Origin of the sequence: Phenylobacterium sp. (assembly GCF_036501465.1) — a bacterium.
Lineage (GTDB): Bacteria > Pseudomonadota > Alphaproteobacteria > Caulobacterales > Caulobacteraceae > Phenylobacterium.
In genome coordinates, this window is record NZ_DASYAF010000008.1 from 18,399 (window position 1) to 38,497 (window position 20,099).

The 20,099-nt window shown below is 69.9% G+C and carries 23 protein-coding genes; 17 read left to right on the forward strand and 6 right to left on the reverse strand.

The features are described 5' to 3' along the window. The first annotated feature begins 57 nt into the window (after positions 1 to 57). Positions 58 to 1,152 carry a Ppx/GppA phosphatase family protein gene (locus tag VGL85_RS00450; RefSeq protein WP_331584852.1) on the forward strand — a complete coding sequence of 365 codons (1,095 nt, stop codon included), beginning with the start codon at positions 58 to 60 and terminating at the stop codon, positions 1,150 to 1,152. Continuing rightward, complete coding sequence (locus VGL85_RS00455; RefSeq protein ID WP_331584854.1) at positions 1,149 to 1,859, forward strand: RlmE family RNA methyltransferase; 711 nt, start codon at positions 1,149 to 1,151, stop codon at positions 1,857 to 1,859. The genes VGL85_RS00450 and VGL85_RS00455 overlap by 4 nt, the downstream gene beginning before the upstream one ends. A 349-nt stretch (positions 1,860 to 2,208) precedes the next feature. Here VGL85_RS00455 and VGL85_RS00460 read toward each other — a convergent pair whose 3' ends face one another. Further along, a complete protein-coding gene (locus VGL85_RS00460) occupies positions 2,209 to 3,114 on the reverse strand; it encodes a LysR family transcriptional regulator (protein ID WP_331584856.1) in 906 nt (301 codons plus the stop codon). Between the two features lie 53 nt (positions 3,115 to 3,167). Here VGL85_RS00460 and VGL85_RS00465 point away from each other — a divergent pair, with 53 nt between their 5' ends. The 5 genes from VGL85_RS00465 to guaA all read left to right on the forward strand — a co-directional run bounded on the left by VGL85_RS00465 (position 3,168) and on the right by guaA (position 8,893). Next, entirely contained in the window at positions 3,168 to 3,989 is an 822-nt protein-coding gene (locus tag VGL85_RS00465) for a class I SAM-dependent methyltransferase (protein ID WP_331584858.1), read from the forward strand. An 83-nt stretch (positions 3,990 to 4,072) separates the two neighbouring features. Then, a complete protein-coding gene (guaB, locus tag VGL85_RS00470) occupies positions 4,073 to 5,536 on the forward strand; it encodes an IMP dehydrogenase (protein ID WP_331584860.1) in 1,464 nt (487 codons plus the stop codon). 131 nt (positions 5,537 to 5,667) lie between these two features. Further along, on the forward strand, positions 5,668 to 6,036 hold the full coding sequence (locus tag VGL85_RS00475; RefSeq protein WP_331584899.1) for an MAPEG family protein: 369 nt from the start codon (positions 5,668 to 5,670) through the stop codon (positions 6,034 to 6,036). Between the two features lie 11 nt (positions 6,037 to 6,047). After that, positions 6,048 to 7,337: an RsmB/NOP family class I SAM-dependent RNA methyltransferase gene (locus VGL85_RS00480; protein WP_331584863.1), complete on the forward strand. Its 1,290-nt coding sequence runs from the start codon at positions 6,048 to 6,050 to the stop codon at positions 7,335 to 7,337. After that, a complete protein-coding gene (gene guaA / locus VGL85_RS00485; protein ID WP_331584865.1) occupies positions 7,334 to 8,893 on the forward strand; it encodes a glutamine-hydrolyzing GMP synthase in 1,560 nt (519 codons plus the stop codon). The genes VGL85_RS00480 and guaA overlap by 4 nt, the downstream gene beginning before the upstream one ends. 51 nt (positions 8,894 to 8,944) lie before the next feature. Here the strand turns inward: guaA and VGL85_RS00490 are convergent, their stop codons facing one another. Beyond that, complete coding sequence (locus VGL85_RS00490; RefSeq protein ID WP_331584867.1) at positions 8,945 to 9,715, reverse strand: PEPxxWA-CTERM sorting domain-containing protein; 771 nt, start codon at positions 9,713 to 9,715, stop codon at positions 8,945 to 8,947. A 248-nt stretch (positions 9,716 to 9,963) separates the two neighbouring features. Between VGL85_RS00490 and VGL85_RS00495 the strand changes: the two genes are divergently transcribed. Next, on the forward strand, positions 9,964 to 10,962 hold the full coding sequence (locus tag VGL85_RS00495; protein ID WP_331584869.1) for a helix-turn-helix transcriptional regulator: 999 nt from the start codon (positions 9,964 to 9,966) through the stop codon (positions 10,960 to 10,962). Positions 10,963 to 10,972: 10 nt separating this feature from the next. Here the strand turns inward: VGL85_RS00495 and VGL85_RS00500 are convergent, their stop codons facing one another. The 3 genes from VGL85_RS00500 to VGL85_RS00510 form a co-directional block, all read right to left on the reverse strand. After that, a complete protein-coding gene (locus tag VGL85_RS00500) occupies positions 10,973 to 12,253 on the reverse strand; it encodes an RNA polymerase sigma factor (protein WP_331584871.1) in 1,281 nt (426 codons plus the stop codon). Between the two features lie 66 nt (positions 12,254 to 12,319). Continuing rightward, positions 12,320 to 12,763: a YciI family protein gene (locus VGL85_RS00505; protein ID WP_331584873.1), complete on the reverse strand. Its 444-nt coding sequence runs from the start codon at positions 12,761 to 12,763 to the stop codon at positions 12,320 to 12,322. Between the two features lie 145 nt (positions 12,764 to 12,908). Beyond that, positions 12,909 to 13,982, reverse strand: a complete 1,074-nt coding sequence (locus VGL85_RS00510) for a hypothetical protein (RefSeq protein ID WP_331584875.1) — start codon at positions 13,980 to 13,982, stop codon at positions 12,909 to 12,911. A 151-nt stretch (positions 13,983 to 14,133) separates the two neighbouring features. Here VGL85_RS00510 and VGL85_RS00515 point away from each other — a divergent pair, with 151 nt between their 5' ends. Further along, a complete protein-coding gene (locus VGL85_RS00515; RefSeq protein WP_331584877.1) occupies positions 14,134 to 14,592 on the forward strand; it encodes a VOC family protein in 459 nt (152 codons plus the stop codon). 205 nt (positions 14,593 to 14,797) lie between these two features. Then, positions 14,798 to 15,385 carry a 2'-5' RNA ligase family protein gene (locus VGL85_RS00520; protein WP_331584879.1) on the forward strand — a complete coding sequence of 196 codons (588 nt, stop codon included), beginning with the start codon at positions 14,798 to 14,800 and terminating at the stop codon, positions 15,383 to 15,385. An 84-nt stretch (positions 15,386 to 15,469) separates the two neighbouring features. On the opposite strand, the gene VGL85_RS00525 is transcribed toward VGL85_RS00520, so the two are convergent. Beyond that, on the reverse strand, positions 15,470 to 15,817 hold the full coding sequence (locus VGL85_RS00525) for an ArsC family reductase (protein WP_331584881.1): 348 nt from the start codon (positions 15,815 to 15,817) through the stop codon (positions 15,470 to 15,472). A 211-nt stretch (positions 15,818 to 16,028) separates the two neighbouring features. On the opposite strand from VGL85_RS00525, the gene VGL85_RS00530 reads away from it, so the two are divergent. The 7 genes from VGL85_RS00530 to VGL85_RS00560 all read left to right on the forward strand — a co-directional run bounded on the left by VGL85_RS00530 (position 16,029) and on the right by VGL85_RS00560 (position 20,052). Next, positions 16,029 to 17,072 (forward strand): aminoglycoside adenylyltransferase domain-containing protein, encoded by a 1,044-nt coding sequence (locus tag VGL85_RS00530; RefSeq protein ID WP_331584883.1) that lies wholly within the window; start codon positions 16,029 to 16,031, stop codon positions 17,070 to 17,072. 135 nt (positions 17,073 to 17,207) lie between these two features. Then, a complete protein-coding gene (locus VGL85_RS00535) occupies positions 17,208 to 17,687 on the forward strand; it encodes a hypothetical protein (protein ID WP_331584885.1) in 480 nt (159 codons plus the stop codon). Between the two features lie 17 nt (positions 17,688 to 17,704). Continuing rightward, positions 17,705 to 18,253, forward strand: coding sequence for an RNA polymerase sigma factor (locus VGL85_RS00540; protein ID WP_331584887.1), 549 nt, complete (start codon positions 17,705 to 17,707; stop codon positions 18,251 to 18,253). Continuing rightward, complete coding sequence (locus VGL85_RS00545) at positions 18,240 to 18,563, forward strand: hypothetical protein (RefSeq protein WP_331584889.1); 324 nt, start codon at positions 18,240 to 18,242, stop codon at positions 18,561 to 18,563. The genes VGL85_RS00540 and VGL85_RS00545 overlap by 14 nt, the downstream gene beginning before the upstream one ends. Positions 18,564 to 18,686: 123 nt before the next feature. Further along, positions 18,687 to 19,067, forward strand: coding sequence for a DUF6249 domain-containing protein (locus tag VGL85_RS00550; protein ID WP_331584891.1), 381 nt, complete (start codon positions 18,687 to 18,689; stop codon positions 19,065 to 19,067). 30 nt (positions 19,068 to 19,097) lie between these two features. Next, entirely contained in the window at positions 19,098 to 19,682 is a 585-nt protein-coding gene (locus VGL85_RS00555) for a sigma-70 family RNA polymerase sigma factor (protein WP_331584893.1), read from the forward strand. Then, a complete protein-coding gene (locus VGL85_RS00560) occupies positions 19,675 to 20,052 on the forward strand; it encodes a hypothetical protein (RefSeq protein ID WP_331584895.1) in 378 nt (125 codons plus the stop codon). The genes VGL85_RS00555 and VGL85_RS00560 overlap by 8 nt, the downstream gene beginning before the upstream one ends. Positions 20,053 to 20,099 lie beyond the last annotated feature (47 nt).

The window sequence follows — 20,099 nt, forward strand, 5'->3', positions numbered from 1 at the left end:
GCGGTGAAGTGAGGCGCCCCAGGTGTGGCCGGCGCCTGCGAAGGACGGGTTCGGTCCATGACGGAGGCGCCGCGCGCGCCCGCAGCCGCACTTCGCGGCCGGGAAAAGCCCAGTGGTGAGTCGCCCTGCTATGGGGCGCTGGACCTGGGCACTAACAATTGCCGCCTCCTGATCGCCACGCCGCAGGGGCCGAGCGGCTTCCGCGTGGTCGAGGCCTATTCGCGCATCGTGCGCCTGGGCGAGGGGCTCACCGCCTCGGGCCGGCTGTCGGAGGCGGCCATGGACCGCGCGCTGGGCGCGCTGAAGGTCGCCGCCGAGAAGCTGCGCCGCCGCCGCGTCATCCGCCTGCGCGCCATCGCCACACAGGCCTGCCGCATGGCCGAGAACGGCCAGCATTTCCTCGACCGGGTGTTCGCCGAGACCGGCCTGCGCCTGCAGATCATCCCGCCGCAGGAAGAGGCGCGCCTGTCGGTCGCCGGCTGCCTGAACCTCATCGACCGCGGCGCCGACGCGGCCCTGGTGGTCGATGTCGGCGGCGGCTCGACCGAGCTGAGCTGGGTCGATCTGCGCGGCGCGGCGCCCACCGGCATGCCGCCGCTCACCGCCTGGCACTCGGCGCCGATCGGGGTGGTGACGCTCGCCGAGCGCTTCCCGGAGGGCGAGGCGGCCACCGAGGCCTGGTTCCGCGCCATGGTCGACACCGTGAAGGCCGACATCGGCGCCTTCCGCCGGGCCGATCCCCTGCGCGAGGTGTTCGACGCCGACCGCGGCCACCTGATCGGCACCTCCGGCGCCATCACCAGCCTGGCCGGCCTGCACCTGGAGCTGCCGCGCTACGACAGGAACCAGGTCGACGGCATTTGGATGACCCGCGACCAGTGCGACGCCGCCGCCCGTCGGCTGATGTCGCTCAGCGCCCAGGGCCGCGCCGAACAGCCCTGCATCGGCCCCGATCGCGCCGACCTGGTGCTGGCGGGCGCGGCGATCCTGCAGGCGGTGCAGGAGCTGTGGCCCTGCACCCGGGTGCGGGTCGCCGACCGCGGCCTGCGCGAGGGTATCCTGCTGTCCCTGATGGCTGACCGCGGCGGGCGCCATCGCCGCCGGCGACGGCGCGGCGGCCGGGGACGCACCCAGGCGGTGGCGGCGCAATGAGTGACGATAAACCCCCGCGCAAACGCATGGTCCGCCCGCCCAGCGGCGGGACCGAGTCCGGCCGCGCCACGCCCGCGCGGCTGAAGACCGCCTGGAAGCGCACGCCTTCCCAGCAGGCCTGGCTCAACCGCCAGATCAACGACCCGTTCGCCGCCCAGGCCCGCGCCCACGGCTACCGATCCCGCGCGGCCTACAAGCTGACCGAGATCGACGACCGCTTCCATTTCCTGAAGCGCGGCGCCCGGGTGATCGACCTGGGCCTCGCCCCCGGCGGCTGGACCCAGGTGGCGATCGAGCGCGGCGTCACCGACATCGCCGGCGTTGACCTGCTGCCGGTCGAGCCGCTGCCGCCGGCCCACATCCTGCAGATGGACTTCACCGATCCCGCCTGCGGGCTGGAGCTGATCCGCCTCCTGGGCGGAACGCCGGACCTGGTGATGTCCGACATGGCGCCCAACACCGTGGGCCACCGCCAGACCGACCACCTGCGCATCGTCGGCCTGATCGAGGCCGCCGCCGACTTCGCCATCCAGGTCCTGAAGCCCGGCGGCGCCTTCCTGGCCAAGGCTTTCCAGGGCGGCGAGACCGCCGAGGTGATCGGCCTGCTGAAGCGCCACTTCGCCGAGGTGAAGACCGTGAAGCCCAAGGCCAGCCGCTCGGACTCTTCGGAGCTCTATCTGGTGGCGACGGGGTTCAAGGGGCGGTGAACCCTCAATCGAGCAAATGGCTGGATAGGCATCCGCTTCTCCCGGTGCTCACATTCTTCGTGGTGGTCTTCGCGCTTGGGGGCGCGATAGGTCTGGTTCCCGTCGGCCCCTCGACCATCCTGTCGGGACGGATTCAACGCATTGAAACCTACGATGACAAGTCTGGCAGACACCACCGCCTGATCGTGGCGGTGCCTGAAGGTTTGGCCCGCGTTGGCGTCTCCGATGTCGCCTATTGCGGTCCTGGCGATGAAGTCACCCTGCGGCGTGTGCAGCATCTCCTCGGACGCGCATATCTGCTCGAGGTCGCGCCCTGCATGACTGTCGGTCCTGGGCCGTTTCTGCGTCCCTAGCGGCCTCCACTCGCCGGAACCGGCGGTGTCAGCTTGCCCTGGGCGACCAGCCATTTCCGGAACGCCGCCAGGGCGCGGCTCTCTGCGCCGGGCGCGGCGATCAGGGCGAAGGCGCTGGGGGCGGCCACGAAGCCCAAGGGGGCGACCAGTCGGCGCTCGGCGATCTCCTCGGCGACCATCGGCCAGTTGAAGATCGCCACGCCCAGGCCGGCTACGGCGGCGTCCAGCGCGAAATGGCCATGGGCGAAGGGCTGCTCCGGCGCGGGCGCCAGCTCCACGCCAGCCATGGCCGCCCAGATCGCCCAGCCCTGCGGGTGTGACTGCGCCGCGAGCCTGGGCGCCGCCAGCGGGTCGGTGGCGAACCGCTCGGCCAGGGCCGGCGCCATCACCGGCCCGATGTGATTGTCGATGAACGGCGTGACCAGCGGTTCGGCGAGCCGCGTCGCGGGCACGATGCGCACCACGGCCTGGGCGCCGCGATGCGAGGTCGCCTGCGATGGAAGCTCTTCCAGATGAAGTTGGATCTGCGGGTGTTTCGCCGCGAAGTCGGCCAGGCGCGGGATCAGCCATTTCACCGACAGGCTGGCGTTGACCGCCAGGAACAGGTCCTCGCCCTCGCTCTTCAGGCGCCGGACCGCCGTGGCGATCTCGTCGAAGGCGTGGCCAAGCGCCGGGGCCAGCGTCTGGCCGGCCGGCGTCAGCGTCAGCCGGTGCTTGGGCCCCTGGAACAGGCGCACGCCCAGGTGCGCCTCCAGCGCCTTCACCTGGCGGCTGACCGCGCTGTGGGTGACGTGCAGCTCCTCGGCCGCCAGGGTCGCCCGCCCGGTCCGCGCCATGGCCTCGAACGCCCGGAGCGCATTCAGCGACGGCAACGCACCGCCGGATGTGAGATTATCGAACATCTGTCACCGGATATGTCGATTTAATCGCATCTGCAACAGGCCTAGGAGTCGCCATGGCAACTCCAGACCCCCAAGCACCCGCCCAAACCCTGAAACCGGTCGACTACGACCGCGTCCAGCATGGCGCCTACGCCAAGGGCCGCGCCCTGCCGGCCGAGGCGATCCAGCGCTACATGGACCTGTTCGCCCAGCGCCTGCCGGCGCGGCGGCCGCTCACCTTCGTGGATCTCGGCTCCGGCACGGGACGCTTCACGCCCGGCCTGGCCGAGGCCTTCGGCGGTCCCGTCTACGGCGTCGAACCGGCTGGGGCGATGCGCCGGGCCGCCGAGACCGGGGCGGCGCATCCGCGGGTCAGCTACCTGGCCGGCGAGGCCGCCGCGATCCCGCTGCCCGACGCCAGCGCCGACGCGATGCTGATGTTCCTGTCGTTCCACCACTTCCCCGACAAGCCGGCCGCCGCGCGGGAGATCGCCCGCATCATCAAGCCCGGCGGCCGGGTCTTCCTGCGCAGCGGTTTCAAGGGCCGCATTCCCGACCACTGGTGGCGCAGCTACTTCCCCCGCAGCGGGGAGATCGAGGAGGCGATGTTCCCTTCGATCGCCGAGGCCTGCGCCGTCTTCGAGGCGGCCGGCTTCGCCACCGCCGAGATCGTGCCCCTGGTGGTGCCCTTCGAGGGCGACATCGCCGAGGCCGTGGCGCGCCTCCGCCTGCGGGCGACCTCGGTCTTCGAGCACATGACCGAAGCGGAACTCGACCAGGGCTTCGCCCGCCTGGACGCCGACCTCGCGGCCGGGACGATCGAGGAAAAGCCCACGCTCGGCGATTTCATCGTCTTCGAACGCCTGGCGCATGACACGGAGATCACCCCCGCATGAGATGGATCGACCCACCCGCCGCGGCCCCCTTGCCGCCCACGTCGTCGGACGCGTATACGCAGCCCGCAAAACGAGGTGTCTCCATGGAGATTCGCGAAGGGCTCACCTTCGACGATGTTTTGCTCGAACCCGGCCCGTCCGACGTCATGCCCACCCAGGTGGATGTCGCGACCCGGTTCACGCGCGAGATCAATCTGAACATCCCGCTGGTGTCCGCCGCCATGGACACCGTCACCGAAAGCCGCCTGGCCATCGCCATGGCCCAGCACGGCGGCATGGGCATCCTGCACCGCAACCTGACGGTCGAGGAACAGGCCGACCAGGTGCGCGAGGTGAAGCGCTACGAAAGCGGCATGGTCATCAACCCGCTGACCATCCGGCCGGACACGCCGATGCGCGAGGTCCTGGAGATCAAGGCCCGGCGGCGCATCTCCGGCTTCCCGGTCGTGGACGCCAAGGGCAAGCTCTGCGGCATCCTCACCAACCGCGACATGCGCTTCGAGACCGGCGGCGGCGACGTGCCGGCCAGTTCGCTGATGACCAAGGACAACCTGGTCACCGTGAAGGAGGGCGTCGATCCGGCCGAGGCGCGCGAGCTGCTGCGCCGCCACAAGATCGAACGGCTGATCGTGGTCGACGACGACTACCGCGCCGTGGGCCTGATCACCGTCAAGGACATGGAGAAGTCCGAAGCCCATCCCTTCGCCGCCAAGGACCCCCAGGGCCGCCTGCTGGTGGGCGCAGCCTCCACGGTGGGTGATGCGGGCTACGAGCGCTCCATGGCCCTGGTGGACGCCGGCGTCGACGTGGTGGTGATCGACACCGCCCACGGCCACAACGCCGATGTCGCCAAGGCGGTGGGGCGCATCAAGCGCGAGACCAACCAGGTGCAGATCGTGGCCGGCAACGTCGCCACCTACGATGGCGCGCGCGCCCTCATCGAGGCCGGCGCCGATGCTGTGAAGGTCGGCATCGGCCCGGGCTCCATCTGCACCACCCGCATCGTAGCCGGGGTGGGCGTGCCGCAGCTTACCGCCATCGCCGACGCGGTGCGCGCTGCGGCCGGCGCCGATGTGCCGATCATCGCCGACGGGGGGATCAAATACTCCGGCGACCTCGCCAAGGCGTTGGCCATGGGCGCCTCGGCGGCGATGCTGGGCTCGGTGTTCGCCGGCGTCGACGAGGCGCCAGGCGAGGTGTTCCTCTACCAGGGCCGCTCCTACAAGAGCTACCGCGGCATGGGCTCGCTGGGCGCCATGGGCCAGGGCTCGGCTGACCGCTACTTCCAGAAGGACGTCAAGGACGTGCTCAAGCTGGTGCCCGAGGGCATCGAGGGCCAGGTGCCCTACAAGGGCCCGATCGCGCCGATCCTGCACCAGATGGTGGGTGGCCTGCGCGCCGCCATGGGCTACGTCGGCGGCGGCACCCTGGAGGAATTCCGCGGCCGCGCCCGGTTCATCCGCATCACCGGGGCGGGCCTGCGCGAGAGCCACGTCCACGACGTGATGATCACGCGCGAGGCGCCCAACTATCCGAGCCCCGTCTAGACGCCCCATCTGGCGCAAACCGCGAAAACGGGGTTCGCTGACGTCTCGGAGCCAGCCGGCCATCCCGGGCCGGCGGCGAAACGGGGGAGGCGAAGATGGGTGGTCAAGTTCCGATGGAGTTGAAGTTGCTTGTGGCGGCCGTGATCATCGGCCTGGTGCAGATCGTCTGGGCGGCCGCGGCCGGCTCGGGCGGCGAGCGCTCGCTGGCGTACCTCATGGGCCCGAGGGACGAGCCCAAGCCGGTCGGCGTCACGGCCGGGCGGCTGAACCGCGCGCTCGGCAATTTCCTGGAGACCTTCCCGCTGTTCGCCGCGGCCCTGCTGGTCTGCCTGGCGGCCGGCAAGCTGGGGACGGCGACCTACTGGGGCTCGATCCTCTATGTGGTCGCCCGCGCGGTGTTCGTGCCGGTCTACGCGGCCGGCATCCCGGTGGTGCGCACCCTGGTCTGGGCGGTCAGCATGGTGGGGATCATCATGGTGGTCGTGGCCTTCTTCCAATGATGCGAGGGTGAATGCGTGACGCCGGACGCCTCGCGGCGGCCATCGATGTCCTGGGTGAGATCGAGACCCGCCACCGGCCTGTCCGGCTCGCGCTGAAGAGCTGGGGCGACGCCGCGCGCTATGCCGGAGCGAAGGATCGCGCCTTCGTCTCCGGCCTGGTGCTCGACGTCCTGCGCCGCCGCCGCTCCCTGGCCTGGCGCATGGGCGACGACGGCCCGCGCGCCGCCGCGCTCGCCGCCTTGCGTCTGCACTGGGACTGGCCGCTGGACCGCGTCGCCGAGGCCGCAGGCGAGGAGCCCCACGGTCCCGGCCGGCTCACCGATACCGAGCGTGCCGCCCTCGAACAGCCGCGCGACCTGGCCGATGCCCCGGCCGCCGTGCGCGGCGACTATCCCGACTGGCTGGAGGCCGCCTTCGAGCGCGCCTTCGGCGATGACCGGGCCGAGCAGGGCGCGGCGCTTTCCGAACGTGCGCCGGTCGACCTGCGGGTCAACCTGCTGAAGTCCGGTCCGGAACGGACCCTAAAGGCGCTCACGCCGCTGCATGCGGAGGCCACCGGCGTCCTGCCGACCGCCCTGCGCATGCCCGCCCTCGATCCCACCGCCCGCAGCGGCGCCGTCGAGGCCATTCCGCAGTTCTCCAAGGGCTGGTTCGAGGTGCAGGACCTGGGCTCGCAGATCGCCGCGGCGGCGGCCGGCGAGGTGAAGGGCAAGCAGGTGCTCGACCTCTGCGCCGGCGGCGGCGGCAAGACCCTGGCTCTGGCCGCCGCCATGGGCAACACCGGCCAGATCTACGCCTATGATTCCGACGCCCGGCGCCTCGCCGACACCGTGCGCCGCGGCGACCGCGCCGGCGTGCGCAACCTGCAGGTCCGCTCGCCGCTCACGCCCGACGCGCTGAAGGGCCTCGAGGCCAGGATGGACGTCGTCTTCATCGACGCGCCGTGCTCCGGCACGGGGTCGTGGCGCCGCCACCCCGACACCAAGTGGCGGCTGACGCCCGAGACTCTGCAGAAGCGCATCGCCGACCAGGACGCGGTGCTCGACGCCGGCGCGGCCTATGTGAAGCCCGGCGGCCGCATGGTCTATGTCACCTGCTCGGTGCTGCCGGACGAGGACGAGGACCGCGTCTCCGCCTTCCTGGCTCGCACCCCGGGCTTCCAGGTCCGCCCGGCGACCGCCGATCCCAACCTGGCCCGATGGCTGACGCCGGACGGGTTCCTGCGCCTTTCCCCCAAGACCTCCGGCACCGACGGCTTCTTCGTCGCGGTGCTGGACAAAGCCCCTCACGGAGCCCCATGAGCACCCCTGCACACGAACGCGTCCTGATCGTCGACTTCGGCAGCCAGGTGACCCAGCTGATCGCGCGTCGCCTGCGGGAGGCCGGCGTCTATTGCGAGATCCACCCCTACGACAAGGTCGAAGGGATGCTGGAGGCCTTCGCGCCCAAGGCCGTCATCCTCTCCGGCGGCCCGGCCAGCGTGCATGAGGCGCAAAGCCCGTCGGCGCCGCAGAAGGTCTTTGAATTGGGCGTGCCGGTGCTGGGCATTTGCTACGGCGAGATGACCATGTGCGCCCAGCTGGGCGGGGCGGTCGAGGGCGGCCACGCCCGCGAGTTCGGCCGCGCCGAGGTCCGCATCCAGCAGGAGTCGCCGCTGCTGGAGGGCCTGGGCGAGATCGGCCACAACGAAACCGTCTGGATGAGCGACGGCGACAAGATCACCGCCATCCCCGAGGGCTTCGCCGTGGTCGCGACCTCCGAGGGCAGCCCGTTCGCGGTGATCGCCTACGAGGGCCGGCGCTTCTATGGCGTCCAGTTCCATCCGGAAGTCGCCCACACCCCGCGCGGCGCGCTGATGTTGCGCAACTTCACCCACCGGATCGCCGGCCTTAGCGGCGACTGGACCATGGCCTCGTTCCGCCAGGAGATGGTGGCCAGGATCCGCGCCCAGGTCGGCAAGGGCCGGGTGATCTGCGGCCTCTCCGGCGGCGTCGATTCATCGGTGGCCGCCGTGCTGATCCACGAGGCGATCGGCGAGCAGCTCACCTGCGTCTTCGTCGACACCGGCCTCCTGCGCCTCAACGAAGGCCAACAGGTCGTGACCATGTTCCGCGACCACTACAACATCCCGCTGATCCACGTGGACGCCTCGAAGGACTTCCTGGGCGCGCTGGCCGGCGTCAGCGACCCTGAGACCAAGCGCAAGACCATCGGCAAGCTGTTCATCGACGTCTTCGACCGCGAGAGCGCAAAGATCGAGGGCGCCGAATTCCTCGCCCAAGGCACCCTCTATCCGGACGTGATCGAGAGCGTCTCGGCGCGCGGCGGCCCCTCGGCGGTGATCAAGAGCCACCACAACGTCGGCGGCCTGCCGGACTACATGAAGCTGAAGCTGGTCGAACCGTTGCGCGAACTCTTCAAGGATGAGGTCCGCGCGTTGGGCGTCGAGCTCGGCCTGCCGCCGGCCTTCGTCGGCCGCCACCCTTTCCCCGGCCCGGGCCTGGCCATCCGCATCCCGGGCGAGATCACGCCGGAGAAGGTCGCTGTCCTGCAGCAGGCCGACGCCATCTACCTCGACGAGATCCGTAAGGCCGGCCTCTACGACTCGATCTGGCAGGCCTTCGCCGTCCTGCTGCCGGTCAAGACCGTGGGTGTGATGGGCGACGCGCGCACCTATGAAAACGTCTGCGCGCTCCGCGCTGTCACCTCCACCGACGGCATGACCGCCGACTTCTTCGAGTTCCCCTGGGAGGTCCTCGGCCGCACCGCCACGCGCATCATCAACGAGGTGAAGGGCATCAACCGGGTGGTCTACGACGTGACCTCGAAGCCGCCGGGCACCATCGAGTGGGAATGATCAGCGAGGCCCCGCAAACCGGGGGCTTCAAGCCGCGGTAGGCCGCGCGGTCTACAGATCGCCGATCGCGACGTCGGGCAGCACCTGGTCGAGCAGGGTCAAACCCGCCCGCCGCCGCCGCAAACCCGCGCCGGCCAGGCCGAAGCCCATCAGCATCAGCGCCCACGCCGCCGGCTCTGGCACGCCGCCCGCCGGCGACTGGCCGGTCCCAGTCCCGGACGTCACCGCCGACGTCGCGCCAAAGGTGAAGTTGTCGATGGCGAAGCCGTCGACCCCGGGCGTCGTGGTTGTCAGGGTGAGCTTGGTGATGTCCGCCGTATCGTTGGCGAAGCCATAGAACGCCGGGGTCTGGGAGGTGATGGCGTCGGTCAGGCTGGCGATCTGCTGGTCGTCCGCCCCGAAGAGGGTGATGACGAAGCCGTTGCCCATCAGGCTGCCGGCGTCGAAACCGACGGCGGCCTGCGCCTGATCGAAGGTGACGGTCAGGGTCTGGCCGTTGCTCTGGGTCGTGTCCAGGAAGCCGCCGTCGTAGTTCGCCTGCGTGTCGATCGCCAGATAGCAACAGCCCGGTCCCAGCACCGGCGTGGAATAGGTGACGCCAGGCAGGATGTCGCCGGGCTCCAGCGGCGGGCCGCTGCCGAAGGTGGCGCCATCGCCGTTGAAGGCGCAGCACGGACCGGTCTGGGCGTTGAGCACCCCACTTGGAATGGGGAAATGGAAGGTCGGCCCGAAGGTCTCGACGGTGGTCGCGCCGGTCGCGGTTTCGAACGCGCTCCGGTCGGAATACTGTGTGATGGCGGCCGAGGCCACGACCGGCGTCATTGCGAGCATCGCCGCGGAAGCCAAACCAACGAACTTGCACTTCTGCATCCCCAATTCCTCTAATAGGCGAGTTCAACTGCTGAACTCGTCTTCAGAGGCGAACCGGTCTTCAGCAAAACGCTACGACTAGACCTGAACGCCCAAGAACAACGTTCTCAACGCTAGCGGCGGGGCGTGGTTAATCCTATGGTACAGATGTCCTAGGGGAAGTCGGTCGCCCGGCGCGGCAGACTTGGGGGATGGACCTGATGCCGGAGATTCGCGCCGACGCGCTCGACGCCTGCGTCATCGCGCTCTATCGCGCGAGCCGCGAGCAGCCGGCCGAGACCTTCCAGGACTATGCCCTGGACCTGGTGGGCGAGTTGGCGCCTTTCGACTTCGCCGTCTGGTCGCGCGCCGCCCTGGAGGACGGGACGGTGCGGCTCTACAGCGCCTTCGAGCTTCGGATGCCGCCAGGCGCCACGGCGGCGCAACTTGAAATGGCCGACCGCGACGTGCTGGGGGCGCTCGCCTTCGCCAACCTGGGCCGCACGGTCAACGCCAGCCACGCGGCGTCGCTCACCGACGACCCGGTGGTGATCGAGAGGCTGCTGAAGCGCTTCGACCTCGGCCACTTCCTGACCACCTGCCTGGTCGACCCGTTCACCGCCCTGGTGAGCTCGATAACCCTGATGCGCCGCGAGGCCGCGCCGGCCTTCACCGAGCAGGAACGGGCCACCAAGGAGCGGCTCACCCCGCACCTCGTGGAGGCCTATACCGCCGCGCGCCTGCTGCGCCTGCTGCAGTGGCGTGGCGGCGAGGCGCCCTATCCCAACGCCGTGGCGCTCTGCAACGCCGAGGGGTTGCTGGAATTCGTCTCCCAGCAATTCGCCGAGCTGATCCGCCGCGAATGGCCCGACTGGCGCGGGCCGCGTTTGCCGGCGAGCCTCAGGCTGTCGTCGGAAGAGCCGGTGCGCCGCCAGCTGTCGGCCATCGCCCTGCGCGCCGAACCGGTCGCCGGCGCCATCGCGGTCCGCGTCCGCCCGCGCTTGCCGGTCGACGACCTGTCGGCCCGCGAGGCGGAGATCGCCCGGCTCTCGGCGCTCGGCCGCTCCAACAAGGAGATCGGCCAGGACCTGGCGCTCTCGCCCTTCACCGTGCGCAACCACCTGGACAGCGTCTACCGCAAGCTGGGGGTTTCCAAGCGTAGCGAACTGGGCGCTATCCTGCCCGAGCTGGAAGACTTGGCCGAAAGCCGCGCCGGATAGATCGCCGGGCTCAGGGCTGATTCAGGCAGGCCTCCGCCCGAGCGAGGAGAAAGGCCCGTTCCCGGGCGTTGCGGGCCAGCCTGGCCGCCGCCTCGAATTCGGGGCGCGCCTCGGCCAGCCGGCCGGCCCGGAATAGGAAATCGCCCTTCGCCGCCGGCAGGGGTGCGTAGTTGCGCAGGGCGTCGGCGGCGGCGATCTCGTCCAACAGCCTGAGGCCCGCGTCCGGCCCGAAGGCCATGCTGTGGGCGATCGCGCGGTTGAGGTCGACCACCGGCGAGGCCGCCACGACGCGCAGCCGGTCGTAGAGCCCCGCGATGCGCGCCCAGTCGGTGTCGGCCGCCTGGCGCGCGCGGGCGTGACAGGCGGCGAGTTCGGCCTGCAGCACATAGGGTCCCCAATCCCCCATCTCGGGGCCGCGCAGTGCTTCGGCGCGGGCCAGCGCCTCGAGGCCCCGGCCGATCAGCAGATAGTCCCAGCGCGCGCGGTTCTGTTCGGTGAGCGGTATGAAGGCGCCGTCTGGCCCGGTGCGCGCCCGCAGGCGTGAGGCCTGGATCTCCATCAGGGCCAGCAGGCCCAGCACTTCTGGGTCCCTCGGCATCAGCCCCGCCAGGATGCGGCCCAGCCTTTGCGCCTCCAGGCAAAGGCCCGGCCGGACGAGGTCGTCGCCCGCCGTGGCCGCATAGCCTTCGTTGAAGATCAGGTAGACGACCTCCAGCACTGAGGGCAGCCGCGCCGCCCGCTCTTCGCCGCGCGGCGTCTCGAAGCCGAGGCCGGCCTTGGCGATCGTCTTCTTCGCGCGGACGATGCGTTGCGCGATCGCAGCTTCGCTCGACAGGAAGGCGCGGGCGATCTCGTCGGTGGTCAGGCCGCCGACCACCCGCAGGGTGAGCGCCGCGCGCGCGTCGGGCGACAGCATCGGATGGCAGGCCGCGAAGATCAGGCCCAGCAGCTCGTCGCCAAGATCGTCGTCCAGCGCCGCTTCGATCGCCAGGGCCGCGTCGTTGGACCGCTCGTCCAGGGTCCGCGCGATTTCCTCGTGCTTGCGCTCGCGCATCTTGTCGCGCCGCAGGGCGTCGATGGCGCGGCGCTTGGCGACGGCCATCAGCCAGGCCCCCGGCTTTGTCGGAACGCCGGTCCTGGGCCATTCGGCCAGCGCCGTGACCAGCGCGTCCTGCGCCAGCTCCTCGGCCAGGTCGACGTTGCGCACGATGCGGGCCAGGCCCGCGATCAGCCTGGCCCGCTCAATGCGAAAGGTCGCCTCGATCGCCCGATGGGTCTCGCCTGCGGTCACACCGCCTTTTCGGTCAGGGCCGCGAGGGAGACAAGCCAGGGCTCGAGCGGGCGGCGGACGAGGGTGTCAGGCGACGCCGAGTTTCCCGCGCTCGCCGGCGCGGCCCCCGCCGTCGCGGGCGCTGGCAAGTTCTTCGGGCGTGATGAAGTCGGCCAGATCCTCCGCCTCGTAGAACGGCCGGAGCTCGACCTCGCTCTTGCCCGGCATGGCGGGATAACGGCTGAGCCAGGCCAGGGCCTCGTCCATGTCCTTGACCTCCCAGATCGAGAAGCCCGCGACCAGCTCCCGGGTCTCGGCGAACGGCCCGTCGATCACCGTGCGGCGGCCGTCCTCGAAGAGGATGCGCTTGGCGCCGTCGTTCTTCAGGCCGGCGGCGGCCACGAAGACGCCGGCCTTGACCAGTTCCTCGGTGAATTCGTCCATCGCCTTGAACGCCTCGAGCATCTCGGGCGTGGGCCCTGCGCTCACATCGACGCCCTCGGCGGCTTTTCCCAACACCATCACCCGCATCGTCCGTCTCCCTGTCTGAACCCGCCCCATTGGCGTCTCATCAGGACGTCGAACGAGCCTTTCGGAAATCGACAGCGGTTCGAAAATTTTCGCTCGGCGCCATGCGCGCCGGTGGCGAACCCAACGCCGGGCAGGGCGTGAGCGCCTAGCGCCCGCCTTCCTCGGCCACGCGGCCGCGGTTGCCTTCCACGGGCTTGCCTTCCTTCTCGGCCGCGCGCGCGCCGGCCAGGATCCCGGTCATGGCGTAGTTGCCCTCGTGGCAGGCGTATTCGTAGATCTTGTCCTTGGTGAAGTTCAGCGCCTCCTCGCCCTTGATCGGGGCGGAGTAGGCGCCCGGATCGACAACCTCGAACTGGTAGAGGATCTGCTGCGGCGAGACGCGGGTGAAGCGCTCGATCACCTTCATGTCCTCTTCCGGCCCACGCAGGCCCTGTTCGCGGCGCAGGTTGGTGGTCTCGACCACCAGGGTCTCGCCCTCCCAGTGGCCGATGGAGTCGCCCATCCAGGTGCGCACATTGGCCGGCGGATGGGACCCGCCCATACGGACGATGCGCGCGTCGTGGACCATTTCCACCACGATCACCACGGCGTCCTTGGTCTGCTGGATCTGGTAGTGGTTGTTGTAGAGCACCGGCAGCATGGGCGGGCCGGACGTGCCGCCGAAACCCACGATGCAGCGCTCGCCCAGCGCCCGGTTCTCCGGATTGTCGAAGTTGCCGCCGACGTCGCGCCGCGGCGCCGCGCCCGCCGCTCGCACGCGGGCCGGCAGTCGCCCGTTGGCCGGGGTGGTCAGGATCGAGGTGCGCGCCTCGCCGCCGATGCGGATCAGCCGCGTGCCGGGATCGGTCCAGAAGGCGTTGTAGCCGCAGGCCGCGCCCAGGGCGCCGCTCTGGCATTCCGGCAGCTTGTCCGGGTCCTTGATCGTGGTGTCGGTATTGGCCCGCAGGCGCGCGTTGCGCGCATCGCTCGCGCCCTCGATGGCCTTGGACTCCTCCGGGGTCAGCACCAGCCGCTCGCCATATTTCGGGTCGCGCTCCAGCCGGGTGATGGTGGCGTTGGACCAGACCCCGGACATGTCCGGCTGGCCGAAGGCGTTCTTCGGCGCGTGATAGCCCTTGGCCACTGCCGCCGGGCTGGTCTGCGCCGAAGCCGGGGCGGCCGCGCCGGCGAAGGCAAGCGCCGAGGCCGCCAGGGCCAGAGCCGTCAGCCGGGTGTTCATCGCCGTCCTCCCAATCCGCCGCACCAGGCTAGGGGAAGCCCGGCCGCCCCGGCCGTCAAGTCCGTAGGCAAGGGCGCCCACAACCCGCCGCGCGCGAACCTTCCGGCGGGTTCGCGGCTTCTGGAAGGACAGCACCAACCAGGAGGACGCCATGGCCACCCTGCGCCCGGCCCGTTATCGCGACACGGTCATCCCACACATCTATGTGGACGGCGCCGCCGAGGCGGTCGACTTCTACGCCCGCGCCTTCGGGGCGCAGGAGTTGTTCCGCATCGCCCGGCCCGACGGGCGCATCCTGCACAGCGAGCTTTCGATCGAAGGCGCGACGGTGATGATCGGCGACCCCGACGGGCGGCTCTACGGCGAGCCGCGGGCGCTCGGCGCGACCACCGCGGGCCTGCACATCCTCAGCGACGACAACGCCGCCCTGCTGGCCCGCGCGCTCGCCGCCGGCTGCACGCCCGAGCAGCCGATGACCGAGATGTTCTACGGCGCCCGCTCCGCCAGCGTCCGCGACCCCTACGGCCACGTCTGGGTCCTGCTCACCTGGACCGAGGACCTGTCGCCCGAAGAAATGGAGCGCCGCGGCCGCGCCGCGATGGGCGGCTAGGGCGGTCACCGCCCAATCCCCAACCGCCCGTCCCGGCGAAAGCCGGGATCCAGGCTGACCTGAATATGGAACGCTGCGGACACGGCGCCGTCCCATGGCTGCCCGCTCTCGCCGGGACATCCTGTCGAAGTGTGGATGTTCTCTTTTTGTTCTTGACAACCTCGAGCGCCGCCTGGCTCACTGATTCGAAACAAGGGTGATGGTGATGGCGCTCCTGCGCGCGGGCCGGCGGTTCGACCTCGGGGTCGTCGGTCCGTACGACAAGTTCTTCTTCGCGATCCTCGCGGAGGGCGAGGCGCGCCGTGCGGCGTGGGCCCTGGCCAGCGAGGAGCAACTTCGGCTCGGTCGCCCCGACTACCGGACGCCGGAGCGCTGCCTGCACATCTCCCTGGTGATGATCGCCTTCGGCTTCTCGGTGTGGGAGCCCTTGCTGGTCCGCGCGGCCGAGGCGGCGGATCGGATCCGCATGCGCAACTTCCGGATTTCCCTGAACCGGATCGAAAGCTTCCGCGGCGCGCCCCGGCCGCGGGTCCTGACCGGCGATGAGGGGGTGATCGGCCTCGATCTCCTGCATGCCCAGCTTTGCGCCGTCCTGGCGGCCGCGGATTTCGACGTGAAGCGGATCGCCAACTTCAACGCCCACCTGACGCTGATGCGCGACCGCCGCGAAACGCCCTTGCAGCACGTGGATCCGATCACCTGGGACGCGGGCGAATTCGTCCTGGTCCACAGCCACCACGGCCAGGGCCGCTACACCATCCTCGAGCGCTGGCCCCTGGCCTCGCGCGGCTAGGATTTTCGGTGGCCGGTGCTCTTTGAAAAGTGAATTGATATAATGGTTTATGTCACCCCTACGGGCTGGATGAACTTCACCGGCCTAGCCGAACCGCGCGGCATAGGCCTCCGGCTTGAAGCCGACCAGCAGGCCGCCGCGCGTCTCCAGCACTGGACGCTTGATCATCGAGGGCTGGGCCAGCATCAGGCCGATGGCCTTGGCTTCGGTCAGGCCAGCCTTGTCGGCGTCGGCCAGCTTTCGGAAGGTGGTGCCGTTGCGGTTGAGCAAGGTCTCCCAGCCGACCTCGCCGGCCCAGGCCTTCAACTTGTCCGCCGTCACGCCCGCCGTCTTGTAGTCGTGGAAGGCGTAGGCCACCCCGTGGCCGTCCAGCCAGGCGCGGGCCTTCTGCATCGTGTCGCAAGCCTTGATGCCGTAGATCGTCGTGCTCATCGCGGTTGCCTAGCCCAGCCGAACGACCCGCGCCAGGGGTTGCGGCGGGTCAGCGCCGCGGCTAGGTTCGCGGCCCCTTCGGAGGCGAAAGAGCCGTGGTTACAATCCGCAGAACGAGGCCCTGAGGCCGCCGGGCGAGACGCCCGGACCCGCCTGTCTTCCGTCCGCCCGGCCTGGCTGCGGCGGCGAGCCCTCATTCCACGGATTTCCCATGCCCAAACCGCAAGACGGCGCCGCCGCGCGCCAACCCACGCCCTATGACGACCTGAACGCCGTCCTCGCCCACCTGGTCGAGGGCGTCCGCCGCCTGCTGGGCGACAACCTGGTCGGCGTCTATCTGCAAGGCTCCTTCGCCGTCGGCGACCACACGCCCTGGAGCGACTGCGACTTCATCGTCGTGACCCACCGCGACCTGACGCCGGACGAACTCCCCCGCCTCGACGCCCTGCACGCCGAGATCCACGCGCTGCCCTATCCCTATTGGCGCCAGGGGCTGGAGGGGGCCTACGTCCCGGCCGCGATCCTGCGGCGCTGGTCGCTGGAGCCGCGCGACCCGCCGGGCGAACCGCGCGGGCCGGACTGGGGCGATCCCGGCATGTCCGGCGCTCCGGCCAAGGCCTATCCCTTCTGGTACCTCGACCATGGCGCCAAGACGCTGGTCCGCTCGGAGCACGACAATTCCCAGGTCGTGCGCTGGTGCCTGCGGGAAAAGGGCGTGACCCTGGCCGGGCCGCCGCCCAGGACCCTGATCGATCCCGTGACCCCGGCCATGCTGAGGGCCGAGATCCTGCAAACCATCGACCTGATCCTGCGGCTCGAGCTGGAGCCGATGCACCTGGTGGCGTGGCAGGCCTTCTGGGTCGGGCTGTTCTGCCGGATGCTGCACACCCTCTCCACTGGGGCGGTGTGGTCGAAGAAGGCTAGCATGGCCTGGGCGCAGACTGCGCTGGATCCGAAGTGGCGCGAGCTGATCGCCGGCGCCGCGGCGGTCCGCAAGGGCGACGCCGAGCAGTCCGGCCAGCCGGCGGATCCGGCCGCCGTCCAGGCCACCCGCACTTTCGCCCGCTACGCCGCCGACCATGCGGCGGGCGTGGCTCGGGCGCGCGACCTGCTCGAACAGAAGCAGGCTGCCCAGCGCGGCGGCGGCTTCCAGCCCGGCGGGCGCACCGGCGGCCCCAATGCCGGCGGACGCCCGGGCGGCGGCCAGTTCACCCCGCCGCCCATGCGGCCTGGCAGCCGCAGGGGGCGTGGCTGACGCGCACGGAAGGGGTTAGGCTGGCTTCGCCGTGGCCGTCTGCATCCGCCGGCGGCCACGGCGGCGACTATGTGGCGAAAGGCGGGCCGGAGAGGGCTCCGGGTCCGCCGCCTGATCTCTGAGGAGCGCAAGCTCATGGTCTACTTCTTCACCAGCTACTGGTGGCTTCTGTTTCCGATCGGCTTCTTCATCTTCGGGGCCTGGGACCGGTGGCTCGCCTACAAGCGCAGCCGCGACCACCTCGACCTGCTGCGCTCCTACGCCGAGAAGGGCCAGCAACCGCCGCCGGAGCTGGTCCGCGGCGTAGGCCCGATGGGAGCCGACGACCTGCCGGGCGAGGCGCCGGGCGGCTATCCGCCCTACGGCCCCGGCTACTGGGGCTATCCGCGCTACATGCGCCGGGCCTATCGCCACTACTATCGCTGGGGACCCTACTGGCGCTGGCGCAGCGCCTTCGTGACCGGGGCGGTGGCCGCCGGTTTCTGGTGGGCCTCGGAATATTCCGACTGGCCGGGCACCTATGAGCCCTTTCGCCTCGTCGCGATCATCATGACCATCGTCTGCGTCGGCAACCTGGTGTTCGCCGTGATGGCCTCGGCGTTCCGCGACAAATAGCCGGAGGCCCAGCCAGGTTGCTGCAGATCACCCCCGTGAACGTCGATGAAGCGCTGGTCGCCGCCGCCCAAGGCGGTTCGGCCGAGGCCTTCTCGCGTCTCGTGGAGCGCCATCAGCAGCCGCTTCGCGCCTTCCTGCGGCGGACCTGCGGCGACTGGGCCCAGGCAGACGATCTGGCGCAGGAGACCTTCCTGGCCGCCTGGTCGCGGATCGGACGGCTGAAGGCGGGCGCCAGCGTGCGGGCCTGGCTGTGCGGCATCGGCTACCACAAGCACCTCACCGCCCTGCGCTCGGCGACCCGGGAGCGGGCGCGGGGCCAGGCCTACGAGACGGACCGCGATGAGACGCTCGACGCCGCGCCGGAGGACAAGATCGCCCTGGAACGGGCGATGGCGACCTTGCCCGCGGACCAGCGGGCCTGCGTCGCCCTGTGCCTGGCCGGAGAATTCAGCCATGCCGAGGCAGCCGAAGCTCTCGACATGCCGTTAGGAACTGTGAAAAGCCATGTGACGCGGGGCCGTGCGCGGCTCCTGCAAGCGTTGGGAGTAAGCGATGACCCCTGCTGACAACCATCCGGCTGACGTCCGCCTGAAGGCTCTCTTCGCCCAGGACGAGCCGCCGCAGCGCGACGCGGCCTTCTCCGCCGAGGTGATGGAAAAGGTCATGCGCCAGCGCCTGCGCGAGGAGGTGGCCATGCTGTCCGGGGTCAGCGTGATCGGCGCCGGCGCCCTGTGGCTGGTATGGCCGACGCTGCAGCAGGGCCTGGTGGCGGTGTCCCAGGGTCTGGCGCCCGCGGCCGGCGCCCTGGCGCTCGCCGGTTGCGCCACCTTGATCGCCGGTCTGTGGCGGCCGGCCCCCGCGCCCGGCCTTTCATGACCAAGGTTTCTTTCATGACCAAGGTTTCACGTTACAAACTGCATCTGATGGACGCCGCCTAGGTCTCTTCCCCAGCAGAGACAGGCCGTTAGCGGCCGTCATGAGGGACAGGAGAGACCAATAATGGAAGCCATCGTCATCATCGGGATCATCTTCGGATCGATCACTGCCGTCATCCTCGTGCCGTTCTCGCTGAGGACCCAGGAACGCATCCGGGTGCAGGAAACCCTGCGCGCCGCCATCGAGAACGGCCAGGTCATGCCGACCGACGCACTCGAGAACGCCGCGCGCAACGTCAACCTGCGGCCCCCGCCCAGCTCCAGTCGCGACCTGCGGGTCGGCATCATCTGGCTGGGCATCGGCCTGGGCCTCTGCGCCTTCGGCGTGGCTCTGAGCTTCGACTATCCGGACTCGACCACGCCGATGATCGCGCTCGGGGCCTTCCCGATCTTCATCGGACTGGCGTTCGTCGCCCTGTCCTTCTTCAACCGGCCGAAGAGCTAGGTCCAACGGATCAGCCGGGGGAATGAGCCCATGCCGGGCTTGAACAACACCAGTCTCGCCAGTCTGCACGACGTAGAGCTCTGTGCTCTCGCCGCGACCGGAGAACGGCGCGCCTTCGGGGAACTGGTGCGTCGCCACGGATCGGCCGTGCGTGGCGTCCTGCGCAGGATGGGCGCGCAGGGCGCGGAGGCGGACGACGTGGCCCAGGACGCCTTCCTCACCGCCTTCGAGCGGATCTCCGAATTCCGCGGGGAGGGCACGTTCGCCGCCTGGGTGAAGAAGATCGCAGCGCGCCTCTACCTGCGCCGCCTGCAAAAGGACCGGCGCCTGACGGCGATCGCCAGTGAAACCATTGAAGATGAGGCCGAAATTCCGCGCGGCGACACCGACGCGGCGATCGACCTCGAGGAGGCGCTGAAAGTGCTCAGCGCCGCGGAAAGGCTCTGTGTCAGCATGTGTTTCGGCGCCGGACTTTCGCACACGGAAGCGTCAGAGGCCTTGAACCTGCCGCTGGGAACGGTCAAATCCCATGTCAAACGTGGTCTGGAAAAACTCAGAACGCGACTGGCGCCGGAAATCGGCGTCGCTCTGGAAGGGAGGCGTGGCAATGGCTGAACTCGATTTCGAGCGCAGGCTTGAGCGCCTTTTCGCCGAATTGCCCGAACTGCCCGATGCGGCGGTCTTCGCCGAGCGTGTGGAACGCCGGCTCGATGCGGGCTGGACGGCGCGGCGCTGGCTGATCGGCGCGGCGGGCGTCGTGGGCGGCGTCATCGGCGCGAGCCAACTGATGATGTCCAACCTGTTCCAGCGGGTGGAGACGGCGGAGGATTCCGCCCACATGTTCTCCTCCAGCCTCAATCACATCACCACCGGCGCCGACTGGGTGGCGAACGTCGCCAACACCGGAACGGTGGTCTGGGTTGCGGCGGGCCTGGCGGCGCTGATGATGGGGTTCGTGCTGACGCGGGTGATCGGCGAGATCTGATCGTCCTTTTCGTCGCTGTCTTTCGTCGCTGGCTGCTGGTCTGCCGC

Bases quoted from the DNA above. Each gene is read 5' to 3' on its own strand.
- VGL85_RS00465 (WP_331584858.1), top strand. From the start codon at position 3,168: ATGGCAACTCCAGACCCCCAAGCACCCGCCCAAACCCTGAAACCGGTC.
- VGL85_RS00450 (WP_331584852.1), top strand. From the start codon at position 58: ATGACGGAGGCGCCGCGCGCGCCCGCAGCCGCACTTCGCGGCCGGGAA.
- VGL85_RS00505 (WP_331584873.1), bottom strand. From the start codon at position 12,763: ATGCGGGTGATGGTGTTGGGAAAAGCCGCCGAGGGCGTCGATGTGAGC.
- VGL85_RS00555 (WP_331584893.1), top strand. From the start codon at position 19,098: ATGCCGGGCTTGAACAACACCAGTCTCGCCAGTCTGCACGACGTAGAG.
- VGL85_RS00530 (WP_331584883.1), top strand. From the start codon at position 16,029: ATGCCCAAACCGCAAGACGGCGCCGCCGCGCGCCAACCCACGCCCTAT.
- VGL85_RS00510 (WP_331584875.1), bottom strand. From the start codon at position 13,982: ATGAACACCCGGCTGACGGCTCTGGCCCTGGCGGCCTCGGCGCTTGCC.
- guaA (WP_331584865.1), top strand. From the start codon at position 7,334: ATGAGCACCCCTGCACACGAACGCGTCCTGATCGTCGACTTCGGCAGC.
- VGL85_RS00515 (WP_331584877.1), top strand. From the start codon at position 14,134: ATGGCCACCCTGCGCCCGGCCCGTTATCGCGACACGGTCATCCCACAC.
- VGL85_RS00525 (WP_331584881.1), bottom strand. From the start codon at position 15,817: ATGAGCACGACGATCTACGGCATCAAGGCTTGCGACACGATGCAGAAG.
- VGL85_RS00480 (WP_331584863.1), top strand. From the start codon at position 6,048: ATGCGTGACGCCGGACGCCTCGCGGCGGCCATCGATGTCCTGGGTGAG.
- VGL85_RS00550 (WP_331584891.1), top strand. From the start codon at position 18,687: ATGGAAGCCATCGTCATCATCGGGATCATCTTCGGATCGATCACTGCC.
- VGL85_RS00495 (WP_331584869.1), top strand. From the start codon at position 9,964: ATGCCGGAGATTCGCGCCGACGCGCTCGACGCCTGCGTCATCGCGCTC.
- VGL85_RS00545 (WP_331584889.1), top strand. From the start codon at position 18,240: ATGACCCCTGCTGACAACCATCCGGCTGACGTCCGCCTGAAGGCTCTC.
- VGL85_RS00455 (WP_331584854.1), top strand. From the start codon at position 1,149: ATGAGTGACGATAAACCCCCGCGCAAACGCATGGTCCGCCCGCCCAGC.
- VGL85_RS00520 (WP_331584879.1), top strand. From the start codon at position 14,798: ATGGCGCTCCTGCGCGCGGGCCGGCGGTTCGACCTCGGGGTCGTCGGT.
- VGL85_RS00460 (WP_331584856.1), bottom strand. From the start codon at position 3,114: ATGTTCGATAATCTCACATCCGGCGGTGCGTTGCCGTCGCTGAATGCG.
- VGL85_RS00535 (WP_331584885.1), top strand. From the start codon at position 17,208: ATGGTCTACTTCTTCACCAGCTACTGGTGGCTTCTGTTTCCGATCGGC.
- VGL85_RS00490 (WP_331584867.1), bottom strand. From the start codon at position 9,715: ATGACGCCGGTCGTGGCCTCGGCCGCCATCACACAGTATTCCGACCGG.
- guaB (WP_331584860.1), top strand. From the start codon at position 4,073: ATGGAGATTCGCGAAGGGCTCACCTTCGACGATGTTTTGCTCGAACCC.
- VGL85_RS00560 (WP_331584895.1), top strand. From the start codon at position 19,675: ATGGCTGAACTCGATTTCGAGCGCAGGCTTGAGCGCCTTTTCGCCGAA.